General features: G+C 45.6%; 8 protein-coding genes. 5 read left to right on the plus strand and 3 right to left on the minus strand.

Going from position 1 to position 11,660, the window contains the following annotated elements:
• On the minus strand, positions 1–2,142 hold a 2,142-nt coding region (locus RWJ43_RS03765; RefSeq protein WP_314007942.1), incomplete at its 3' end, for an HAD-IC family P-type ATPase.
• 276 nt (positions 2,143–2,418) lie between these two features.
• Between RWJ43_RS03765 and RWJ43_RS03770 the strand changes: the two genes are divergently transcribed.
• Both RWJ43_RS03770 and pyk read left to right on the plus strand, forming a co-directional pair.
• Positions 2,419–3,423: a 2-hydroxyacid dehydrogenase gene (locus tag RWJ43_RS03770; RefSeq protein ID WP_314007945.1), complete on the plus strand. Its 1,005-nt coding sequence runs from the start codon at positions 2,419–2,421 to the stop codon at positions 3,421–3,423.
• A 79-nt stretch (positions 3,424–3,502) separates the two neighbouring features.
• Complete coding sequence (gene pyk, locus RWJ43_RS03775; RefSeq protein ID WP_314007948.1) at positions 3,503–4,945, plus strand: pyruvate kinase; 1,443 nt, start codon at positions 3,503–3,505, stop codon at positions 4,943–4,945.
• Positions 4,946–5,037: 92 nt separating this feature from the next.
• Here pyk and RWJ43_RS03780 read toward each other — a convergent pair whose 3' ends face one another.
• A complete protein-coding gene (locus RWJ43_RS03780) occupies positions 5,038–6,771 on the minus strand; it encodes an ABC transporter ATP-binding protein (RefSeq protein WP_396427221.1) in 1,734 nt (577 codons plus the stop codon).
• 14 nt (positions 6,772–6,785) lie between these two features.
• A complete protein-coding gene (locus RWJ43_RS03785; protein ID WP_314007952.1) occupies positions 6,786–8,585 on the minus strand; it encodes an ABC transporter ATP-binding protein in 1,800 nt (599 codons plus the stop codon).
• Between the two features lie 322 nt (positions 8,586–8,907).
• Here RWJ43_RS03785 and RWJ43_RS03790 point away from each other — a divergent pair, with 322 nt between their 5' ends.
• The 3 genes from RWJ43_RS03790 to RWJ43_RS03800 are packed head-to-tail and all read left to right on the plus strand — an operon-like array spanning position 8,908 to position 11,559.
• On the plus strand, positions 8,908–9,450 hold the full coding sequence (locus tag RWJ43_RS03790; RefSeq protein ID WP_035432422.1) for a DUF4342 domain-containing protein: 543 nt from the start codon (positions 8,908–8,910) through the stop codon (positions 9,448–9,450).
• Between the two features lie 53 nt (positions 9,451–9,503).
• The gene (locus RWJ43_RS03795) at positions 9,504–10,208 is read left to right on the plus strand and encodes a response regulator transcription factor (protein WP_314007954.1); all 705 of its coding nucleotides are present in this window, start codon (positions 9,504–9,506) and stop codon (positions 10,206–10,208) included.
• Entirely contained in the window at positions 10,189–11,559 is a 1,371-nt protein-coding gene (locus RWJ43_RS03800; protein ID WP_314007956.1) for a HAMP domain-containing sensor histidine kinase, read from the plus strand. The genes RWJ43_RS03795 and RWJ43_RS03800 overlap by 20 nt, the downstream gene beginning before the upstream one ends.
• Positions 11,560–11,660: the final 101 nt, after the last annotated feature.

Genomic DNA, 11,660 nt, shown 5'->3' on the forward strand with positions numbered 1-11,660 from the left:
GTTAATCCACAGAAGGTGGGTAGGCTGAAGGATAGTAAAGCCAACCAGGGACGCAATAAAGACGGAAATGACCTCAGCTAGGTTGGAGCTCAAGAGGAACTGGATGCACTTACGAATGTTGTCGTAGATGCGTCTTCCCTCTTCGCAGGCGCTAATAATGGTGGCAAAGTTATCGTCAGCCAAAACCATATCTGCAACGCCCTTGGTAACGTCGGTACCAGTAATACCCATACCAATACCAATATCAGCGCGTTTGATGGAAGGAGCGTCGTTAACGCCGTCACCCGTCATGGCTGTAACCATGCCCTTCTTGCGCCAAGTATCAACAATGCGAACCTTGTGCTCAGGTTGAACGCGTGCATAAACGCCAATTGCCTCAATACGCTGCTCAAACTCTTCATCAGAGATCTTATCAAGCTGTGCGCCGGTAATTGCCTGAGAGCGATCGGTAATAATGCCCAGCTCAACCGCAATAGCAACGGCCGTATCAATGTGATCGCCTGTAATCATAACGGTACGCATACCAGCGCTATGCGCCTCTACAACAGCACCCTTAACCTCAGGACGAACTGGGTCAATCATGCCGGAAAGTCCAACAAAGACCATGTCGTACTCAAGGTTAGCTGGATCATAGCTCTCTGGAGCTTCTGTTCCCCAATCACGACGAGCAGATGCCATAACGCGAAGTGCCTGGTCAGCCATAGACTTGTTCTGAGCCAAAATCTCAGAGCGAGCCTCATCGGTGAGGTCAATAATGCCATCGCTTGTCATAATCTTGGTGCAGCGAGCAAGCACCTCATCAGGCGCACCTTTGGTGTGCTGTACAACTTTGCCAGAGCGAGTACGTACTACAACAGACATCATCTTACGAGAAGAATCAAAGGGTGCCTCGCCAATACGAGGGCGAGAAGAAGCTAAATCACTTGTGGTATATCCAAGTTTTGCAGCGTCTGCAACAAGAGCAGCTTCGGTTGGCTCACCCTTTGCAACCTGCTCCGCATCGTCCCAGGTAGCGTCTGAGCACAGTGCCATGGTACGTACATGTGCATCAAGATTTTCTGTCTCATGACGAACAACAGTCATCTTGTTTTGGGTCAGAGTACCGGTCTTATCAGAGCAGATAACCTGAGTACAACCAAGGGTCTCAACTGCAGTAAGACGACGGACAATAGCGTGGCGCTCGCTCATTCTGGTAACGCCCATAGAAAGAACGATGGTAACAACAGCAACAAGACCCTCTGGAATTGCAGCTACTGCAAGAGATACTGCAACCATAAACGTGCTGAGGATAAGATCAAAGTTGCCAAGCATCTCGGCACCGTGCTTAATAAAGCCTGTTGCAAAAACAAGCAGCGAGATGACAACAACAAGAATGGTAAGTGTGTGTGAAAGCTTATCAAGCGCAATCTGAAGTGGAGTCTGTCCCTCTTCTGCCTGGGAAATTGCATCTGCAATCTTGCCCATCTCGGTGTCCATGCCTGTTGCAACAACAACTGCACGACCGCGTCCATAGACCACAATAGATCCGGAGTAGCACATATTCTTTCGGTCACCCAAAGGAATATCATCGGTGTCTTCAGCAAGACTGAGGGTCTCAGCGTGTTTCTCGACAGGAACTGATTCACCTGTGAGCGCAGATTCCTCTACCTTCATGGAAGCGCTTTCGAGAATGCGGCAGTCAGCTGGGACAGAGTCACCTGCCTCAAGAAGGATAATATCTCCCACGACTAGCTCGGTTGAGGCAACCGTCTCAAGACGACCGTCTCTGATAACCTTGCTCTGAGCTGCACTCATCTCTTGCAAAGCAGCAAGAGCTTCCTCAGCCTTGCCTTCCTGGACCACGCCAAGCACAGAGTTGATGACAACAACAAACAGAATAATGACAACGTCCGCAATTCCACCTTCACCGGTATAAATTCCTTCAGCAGCGGAAATAGCAGCAGCAATAAGAAGCATGATGACCATAGGGTCAGCCATCTGTGCAAAGAACCTTTTAATGATTGATTCTTTTGGTGCCTCTTTAAGCTTATTAAGACCGTGGGCCTCAAGACGAGAAGCTGCTTCTACATCAGACAATCCAGCTTCAACATCAGTTTTTTGCGCACTGATAACATCAGACGCACTTGAAAGATACTCTTTCAAAGTTCCTCCTGGGTTTCTACCTGACAGATTGATGCCCGATCATAATTCCCCAGGAGAGGGGCAAGGGCTCACCAAGGTTGCCGTGTCAGGACCTTACAACGTCCTATCATAGGACCTTACAATGCTCTATCATTTTACCGTATTCTTTCTTTTTTCAAACCTCATAAATATTTCTTAAAACTCCTGTTATGTGCCAAATAATTGTTATTCAAGGGGTACAATAAGCGCAGTACATAACAACATAAGCCAAACGTTAGTTTTGGCAAGGAGGCAGTTATGAAAATCCTGTTTTATGGTGCTCAAAGTTATGACAAGGATTCTTTCAACCTTGAGCTTCCAAAGTATCCAGATGTTTCAATCGACTACATTGAGTCAAACCTTACGCCTATGACCGCAGGCTTTGCTAAGGGTTATGATGCTGTCTGTGCTTTTGTTAATGCAGATGCTTCAATTCTGACTCTTGAGATTCTTGCCGGCTTTGACGTTAAGCTTCTGCTTATGCGCTGCGCTGGCTTTGACGCTGTTGACGTTAACGCTGCTAAAGACCTTGGTATTACGGTTACGCGCGTACCTGCTTACTCCCCTGAGGCAATTGCAGAGCACGCAATGGGTCTTGCGCTTGCTGCTAACCGTCGTATTCACCGTGGCTACATCAGAATTCGCGAGAATAACTTCTCGCTTGTTGGCCTTGTTGGCGATACACTTCACGGTAAAACTGCCGGCATTGTTGGAACTGGTCGTATTGGCGCAGCGCTCTGCCGTATTTGCAAGGGCTTTGGTATGCACGTCCTTGGTGCAGACCTGTATCCAAACATGAGCCTTGTCAATGACGAGCATGTTGTTGATGAGTATGTCAGCTACGATGAACTCTGGGAGCGTTCGGACTTTATTTCCCTTCACGCTTTCTTGAATGACGAGAGCTACCACATGATTAACGATAAGACCATCGGAAAGATGAAAGATGGCGTCATCCTCGTTAATACTGGTCGTGGTGGACTTATCGATACCAATGCCCTCATTCGTGGCATTCTTTCTGGCAAAATTGGTGCTTGTGGACTTGACGTTTATGAAGAGGAAAATCCAAACGTTTATAAGGACCGCGGCGCTGAGGTCTTTGATTCAATTACCTCTACACTTTGCTCCTTCCCTAACGTAGTTATGACAAGTCATCAGGCATTCTTTACTCATGAGGCACTTGCTCAGATTGCTCAGGTTACGCTAGATAACGCAACTGCTTTTTCTGAGGGTACTGACTATGTTGATAAAAGTGTGGTTTGCTAAGTACCAGAGAAACAAACGCTCTGAAAACGGTTACTATTGATAACCGAATGTGATTTTAATTCCTATGAAAAGGAGAGATATGGCTCGCAAAAAGACCAAGATTGTTTGTACTATGGGTCCTGCTACAGAAAGTGATGAGGTCCTTCGTGAGCTCATTCTTGCTGGCATGAACGTCGCACGTTTTAACTTCTCGCACGGTAGCCATGAGTATCACCGCACTATGATTGGTCGCGTTCGTTCTATCTCTGATGAGCTTGGTATTCCTATTGCTATCATGCTTGATACAAAGGGTCCTGAGGTTCGCACCGGTCTTCTCGAGGATGGCAAGAAGGTCACCCTTACTACTGGTGATTCCGTTATTGTCACCACTGATGATGACGTCATCGGCAATGCTCAGCGCTTCTCACTTGACTACAAGAATCTTCCAAAAGAGGTCAAGAAGGGTTCCATCATCCTTATTGATGACGGTCTCATTGGCCTCGAGGTTGATCACGTTGAGGGCACTGACATGCACTGCAAGATCATCAACGGTGGTGAGCTTGGCGAGAAGAAGGGCGTAAACGTTCCTAACGTCAACATTGGCCTTCCTTCCGTCACTGAGCAGGACCGCGCAGACATCATGTTTGGTTGCGAGCTTGGTATTGACGCAATTGCTGCTTCCTTAATTCGTGATGGCGATGCTGTTGAGGAGATTCGTAACATCTGCCGTGAGATGGGTACTCCTAACGTACAGATCTTCCCTAAGATTGAGTCTGCTCTTGGCGTAAAGAACTTTGACGAGATTCTTGCAGCTTCTAACGGCATCATGGTTGCCCGTGGTGACCTTGGCGTTGAGGTTCCTGCAGCTGAGGTTCCTCACATTCAGAAGACTGTCATCAAGAAGTGCAACGACGCTTACAAGCCTGTCATCACCGCAACTCAGATGCTTGACTCTATGATTCGCAACCCTCGCCCAACCCGTGCAGAGGTTACCGACGTTGCTAACGCAATCTACGACGGCACTGACTGCGTCATGCTTTCTGGTGAGTCCGCAGCTGGTAAGTACCCTATTGAGGCAGTAAAGACTATGGCTTCCATCTGCAAGGAGACCGAGAAGTACCTGCCAGTCAAGGATGTCTATCACCAGCGTGAGGGCCTTAAGAACGTCAACGGCGCTACTGGCTTTGCTGCAGTTGATATGGCAATCCGTGTTGACGCTAAGTGCATCATCTGCCCAACCCACTCTGGTCGTACCGCTCGCCTTGTTTCTAACTTCCGTCCAAAGCGTCCTCTGTATGCAATGTCTCCATCTGATGAGGCAGTTCGTCGCACCTGCTTCTATTGGGGTGTCTATGCATTCAAGACCTCTGAGCAGGGCACTCTTTCTAACACCATGTACAACGCTTTGAACATTGCAAAGGAAGTTGGCGTTGTTGAGACCGGTGACATTGTTGTTCTGACTGCTGGCGATCCTCATACCAGCCCACGTCTTGGTGACTACACCACTTCAACTAATGTTGCTATGATCTGCCAGGTTCAGTAAACCGCATTTCAGCTTTAACGTTATATGCACCCAAGCGCTTGCTTGGGTGCATATTTTTTTACATGTGATATTTCTCAGCAACTTGCCAGTAGTTACGCAATTTTCCATCCGACGGTTTTCTCGCGCATGTTAACAAAATCAGCGTAGATACCGCCTTCTTTCATGAGAGATTCATGGGTTCCCCGCTGAACAATGCGCCCCTTATCCAGGACAAGTATCTGATTTGCATTGCGCACTGTTTTTAAGCGATGGGCAATCATGATGACAGTCTTAGACTTTGTAAGCTCGGCGATTGCGCGCTGGAGTTCAAGCTCGTTTTCTGGATCAACATTGGCCGTAGCCTCATCAAGCACCACGATTGGTGCATCTTTTAAGATAGCGCGCGCAATAGAGAGACGCTGACGCTCGCCGCCAGAAAGCATTGAGCCGCCTTCTCCTAAGCGTGTTTCATATCCGTCAGGTAACGCCTGGATAAACTCTTCACAGCAGGCACGCTTAGCTGCGTCAACTACTTGCTCATGAGTTGCACTTGGATTGCCAAACTTAATGTTGTTCTCAATGGTGTCATCAAAAAGGAATACTCCCTGAAATACAGTAGAAAAATTTTGGAGTAGGGCATCAACTTTATAGTCGCGCACATCGCGTCCACCAAGGGTCACTTGACCTGCATTTACATCCCAAAAACGCTCAATAAGACGGACAAGAGTTGTTTTGCCAGATCCACTTGGCCCCACGATGGCACAAGAGGTGCCTGCAGGAATAGAAAGGCTGACATCTTCAAGAATTTGCCTGTCATCGTAGCCAAAGGAAACATGAGAAAGTTCAATGTCGTAGGAATCCGCTTTCTCCAAACCCTCTCCCTCGTCCATTGCGGGAGTGGCGAGAATGGCATTTGTTTGTTCCATTGCAATTTCAAGATTACGCAGAATAGTTGAGAAACGACCAGCAGATTCTAGGCGACTAAACAACATAAATGACATAACTACTACGGTTAAACAAGTAGCTGTATCAAGTGTTCCAGAGAGCCATAGACCAACTGATACCAGGCACATGATAATGCTGGTAGCCTTGGAGATGACCATTTGCAAAACTGAGAAATGAAGCGCCTTAAGCTCAAGGTTAAGCGCTTGAACGCGACAATCGTCAACTGCCTTGGCATATTTTCCTTCAGCATCATCAATAAGAGAAAACGCCCTTACTACACTAATGCCGCGGACATATTCAAGAACAGAGCTGATTAAGGTGGTATTAGCAGCTACATACTTATCTGATACATTGTGCACGTAAGCCTGGAGCAGCTCCATAGTAATACAGAAAAGAACAAACGTAGCTGCAGTTATAAGGCCTAGTTGCCAACAAAACACAAACAAGAACGCAACAATAATTGCAGTTAAAGCTAATCCTCCAACAACCATCATATAGAGCAGGCCGCCAAGATTTTGCATTACATCCAGCTGATTGGTCATAACAGCTGTTACTTCACCCAGGCTATTCTCGTTAAAATAACCCATAGGAAGGCGGCGCAGTGTATCTCCAATTTCCGCGCGCTTGGCACCAGCCATACTAAAATTAGCATCACAGAAATTCTCGCTCTTAAAATGAGCGCAAATGAACGCTCCTATAATGCTCAGAAGCATAACTCCCAGCGCAAAAAATATCGTCTGAGTTGAGAGTGTATCCGTAGTAAGAGCAGTAAAAACAATCCAAAGCGCCGTTATTTGTACGCCTTCAAAGAGGCAGCCAAGAATGGTAAAAAACAGGCCCTTATGGAGTTTCTGGCGATAAGAACTTCCAAACTGAAAGTACATTTTTAAGACAGATAACATTGCTACTCCCCTCCTTAAGCCTCATCAAGTGCGCCGATATGAGCGCGATACATGGTTGCGTAAAGCGGACATGTCTCCATAAGCTGCTCGTGAGTACCCTCAGCTTCAATGGATCCATCATTAACGACAACAATTTTGTCGGCATTTTGTACAGTAGAAAGTCGGTGCGCGATAACCACCAACGTTTTACCAGCCACCAGCTTTGCAACTGCAGATTCAACCTCTGCTTCTGATTCTGGATCTGCGTAGGCTGTTGCTTCATCGAGCATGATAATAGGTGCATTTTTGAGCATAGCTCGAGCAATTGCTACGCGCTGACGCTCGCCACCAGAAAGGTGACCTCCCGAGCCTCCTACAACCGTTTGATAACCATGAGGAAGCGATTGGATAAAGTTGTGGCAGCCAGAAGCTTTTGCACAAGCAATTACCTCTTCATCAGTAGCGTCTTTTTTGCCCATCCTGATGTTTTCCATAATGGTCTCGTCAAAAAGGTAACTATCTTGATCAACGTAAGCTACAAGGTCTGCGAGTTGAGTTGGAGTGCAGGAACGAATATCTTGTCCTCCAATAGACACAGATCCTTCATTTGGATCCCAGAAACCTGCGATAAGCCGAGCAACAGTAGACTTACCTGATCCACTTGGACCAACAAGTGCCGTAACTTGTCCTGGCTCAATATCTAGATTAATTCCGTGAATTACTTCATTGCTTCCGTACGAGAAACAAACATCGCTTAACTTAATTTCAGTCCCTTCAAGTGTGCAGGGAGCCGTGGCTCTCATCTGATCTGGGTAATTCAAAACCTCAGAGATTTCTTTGACAACAGAGCCTACCTGCGCAAGAGAATCCATAAAGCTCATTGCTTCAAAGAGCGGCTGAAAAATTCCTAAAGAAAGCACGGCACACATAACAAACGTAGAAGGAGAAAGAGTTCCCTGAAGCACAAACAAGCATCCCAGAGGCAATACCGTTACTAACGTTGCAGGAGCAATTGACAACATGGCATCCTGCCAGATTTGGCAGTGGCTCATCCAATCAATAAAAGCATGGGCAGAGGCATAAACAGCCTTTGAGAACTTCTCGTAAGAACTTGCGGACTGCCCAAAAGCCTTAATTACCTCAATTCCTGACACATACTCAACTGAGGCATTATTCATCTCTTTACCAGTTACGATAGTATTCTGATACCAATACTCATAGTCTTTCATCATGCCTGATAAACAGGCAAGTCCCACAATAATAGTGAGCAAAGCAGCAAGAGCAAGTCGCCAGTCTAAAACCATGAGGTACACAAAAACCGCAAAAGCAGCTGTAAGGTTTGAAGTTAATTCAGGAACTGCATGAGCAAGTGTGGTTTCAATACTATCGATCTTCTCGACTAACAAGCGTTTGAGAGAGCCGGAAGGCGTATCAAGCACATATCCCATGGGGATAGTTGTCAGCTTCTTTGCCACTCGGGTGCGCATGTTTGCAATTGTCGCAAACGTTGCCTTATGAGAAACGATAGTTGAAAGGTGGTGAAAAACTATTTTTACTAAATAGCTGAGGCCTGCTATAAGTCCCCAATACAGGTAAAACGACCATTCTTGAATTCCATTAAAGATACCAACCACCATGTTGCCTGCGGCAACGTAGGGAACCATTCCTCCCAAAACGCCAATAATGGCAAGGATGACAGACAATGCGTACATACTTTTTCTGTCTGACCACTCGAGCAACACTGCAACAGGATTTACTTCAGATTGCTGAGAATCCTGTTTTGTATTTTGGTTGGACTCAGTAGCTTGAATACATTGGTTCTGACGATTTGCCATACCCACACCGCCTCCTGCCACAAACTCACAATATAGTGTCTGTTATTCAGGCTGGCTTTGACAGAGAAAGCAAGGCTTCAACTGCCATAAGTTAGCTATATATAACTATCTAATAGTTTCAAACTGCTGATTAGCTAAAACAAGCTAGTTTTATAAGTAATCGGTAAGTGGTAAGCAAGCTGCCTGTAATTGAGACGTGTAAATAATCTCATTAAAATACTTATGAAAGCTTAATCTAACCTCAATAATTGGTTAATCTTTATAAGAGACCATGTATCACGAAGACGAGAGGCGTCTTTAACATCTCGAAAGGAAGCTGATCATGGAAAAGCTAGAAAAGGTTGAGGTAATTCGCGAGAAGTGCGGCGTGAGCTATGAGGACGCAAAGGCAGCACTTGACGCTTGTGATGATAATGTTCTTGATGCAATTATTTGGCTCGAGAAGCAGGGCAAGTCCACTAAGCAGACTGCAAACTATACTACTGAGTCAGCTGCACAGTCAGACGTTTCTCCAGAAATGGAAGCAGCTCAAATTGCCTACCAAGAATCAAGCAAAAAGTCTGATTTCTCAGAGAATATGTCTTCTCTCTGGGAGAAGTGCAAAGAGCTGTTCCATAAAAGTGTGGAAACAAAATTCATTGTTACTCGTCGCGGTGAGCAGTTCATGGCCATGCCAGTAATTATTCCAATTGTTGGTCTATTCCTCTGGGGTGCTACATTCTGGCTGCTCATCATTGGCTTGTTCTTTGAGATGCGTTATCACATTCAGGGAGCTTATCCTATTGTTGTTGATGTAAATGAGGCAATGGATAAGGCTGCAGATGCAGCGGGTTCCATCAAAAAAGATGTTATCGACAAAAAATAAAATGCAATTGGTTCCAAACCTAAAGTAGAAAACTTCGATATTTAGGCGAGAAAATGATTAAGGTTCTTATCGTTGAAGACGAAGAAAAAATTGCACGCTTTATAGAACTCGAGCTTAAACATGAGGGCTATGAAGTAGACAAAGCTCTTGACGGAAGAACCGGAGCTGAAAAAGCACTGTCAAATGACTACGACCTTATCTTGCTTGATGTACTTCTCCCCCAGCTTAATGGTCTAGAAGTTCTTAGAAGGATTCGTCGCGAGAAAAACACGCCAACTATTATGCTTACTGCTCGTGATTCGGTTATGGATAAAGTAGCTGGTCTCGATGCGGGCGCAGATGACTACCTCACCAAACCTTTTGCGATAGAGGAACTTCTCGCCCGCATTCGAGTGGCCCTTAAGCATCATGAAGCAGACAGTTTAAACTCCCCGACAATTCCTCAAACAGCTGCTACAAGCACCTTTACAATTAAGGGTGTCTCGCTTGATGTTGATCGTAGAGAAGTCTGTGTCAAGAACGATTCAATCGAACTTACTACTAAGGAATTTGAAGTCCTCCGTATGCTTATGGGGCACGCTGGCGTTGTCATGAGCCGTGAGCGTATTGCTTCTGAAGCCTTGGGTTACGAGTTTGCCGGAGAAACTAATAACGTAGATGTTCATATTGCTCATCTACGTGCAAAAATTGACGACCGCTATAACATCAAGCTAATTACTACTGTTCGTGGAGTCGGATATGTCATCAGAGAAGCATAACCAGTCCACCATACAAGAGCATAAAAAGCCTTTCTTTACTCCCTCTGATTCGTCGACAGCTGGAGTAATTACCTGGGGATTTTGGTGGCGTAAGATGATGAATTACGTCGGCTTTAATCTCTTTTTACTGGTAAATATTGCTCTGATTTTTATTTATATGTATAACCAGCATGTTCCACAAGGTACTTTTTATCTAGGATTTTTCCCTACTGAGTCTCACTCTATTTCTCTTACTGGATTCACTTTCTTACACGGACTCTCAAGCCTAAAATACATTGTTCATGGCCCTACTTTTGGCGCAAAAATATTTGATTTAGGCGTAGAGTTAGCACGCTTCTGGCCCATGTATATTGCAATTCTTATCTGGGAAATCATTGATCTGTTGTCATTCTTCGGTGATATGCGCCGTGTCAGAAGAGCTCTTCAGCCCCTCAATACACTTGCACTTAAAGCAGATCAACTTGTGAACGTTGATGCACTTTCCACTGATTCCATAACAAACGAAACCCTGGTAAAAGGCGAGAAAATCAAGAGTCTTGAACAGGCAATTGAAGAAGCCAATATCAACGCTCCAAAGATTCAAACGGGTGACCAAGACCTGGCAAGTATTGAGATTGCCTTGAATAAACTGCTTCAACGTATGCAAGAAGCAAAATTGCAACAGATGCGCTTTGTTAATGATGCCAGCCACGAGCTTCGAACTCCTATAGCTGTTATCCGAGGTTATACTGACATGCTGGATCGCTGGGGTAAGACAGACGAGGCTGTACTAGATGAGTCTATCGCTGCACTCAAATCCGAGAGCGAACACATGCATGACCTTGTTGAGCAGCTTCTCTTCTTAGCACGCGGAGACGCAGGAAGAAATACCCTCACAAAGACTAAGCTCAATCTTGCACGGATAACTTCTGAGGTCTGTGAAGAGTCGGAAATGATTGATCCTACTCACCACTATGCGCTGAAATTTGATCAAAGTGTATTGAAGGATGACCGCTATCAGGTGCTTGCTGACACCGCAATGATTAAGCAGTCTATCCGTATCATCGTACAAAATGCCGCTCGATATTCTGCTGCTCAGGCCACCATTTCTTTTAATGTCGCGTATGACGAGAAAACCGTTCAAGTTTCAATCGAAGATGAAGGTATGGGCATGTCCGAGACAGCAGCCGCTCATATTTTTGAGAGATTCTGGAGAGCCGACAACGCTCGTATTGAAAGCAACGAGGGTTCTGGACTTGGCTTATCCATTGCTAAATGGATTGTCGATAATCATGACGGCTCTATTGAGGTACTTTCACGCGAAGGTGTAGGCACACGTTTTACCATTGTTTTGCCGCACGCAATGTCATAGTGAACTCAAAGGCACATCCAAAAGTAAAAGGTCCTTCTCGTCAGTCGTGAACTGCCTCCCATTTCTTGGACATAAGAAATGGGAGGCAGTTCATATGCGGG

This window comes from Lancefieldella parvula (assembly GCF_963530955.1).
GTDB classification, from domain to species: Bacteria; Actinomycetota; Coriobacteriia; order Coriobacteriales; family Atopobiaceae; genus Lancefieldella; species Lancefieldella parvula_A.

Coding starts and splice junctions, on each gene's coding strand:
- RWJ43_RS03770 (WP_314007945.1), top strand. CDS start 2,419: ATGAAAATCCTGTTTTATGGTGCTCAAAGTTATGACAAGGATTCTTTC.
- pyk (WP_314007948.1), top strand. CDS start 3,503: ATGGCTCGCAAAAAGACCAAGATTGTTTGTACTATGGGTCCTGCTACA.
- RWJ43_RS03780 (WP_396427221.1), bottom strand. CDS start 6,771: ATGTTATCTGTCTTAAAAATGTACTTTCAGTTTGGAAGTTCTTATCGC.
- RWJ43_RS03785 (WP_314007952.1), bottom strand. CDS start 8,585: ATGGCAAATCGTCAGAACCAATGTATTCAAGCTACTGAGTCCAACCAA.
- RWJ43_RS03790 (WP_035432422.1), top strand. CDS start 8,908: ATGGAAAAGCTAGAAAAGGTTGAGGTAATTCGCGAGAAGTGCGGCGTG.
- RWJ43_RS03795 (WP_314007954.1), top strand. CDS start 9,504: ATGATTAAGGTTCTTATCGTTGAAGACGAAGAAAAAATTGCACGCTTT.
- RWJ43_RS03800 (WP_314007956.1), top strand. CDS start 10,189: ATGTCATCAGAGAAGCATAACCAGTCCACCATACAAGAGCATAAAAAG.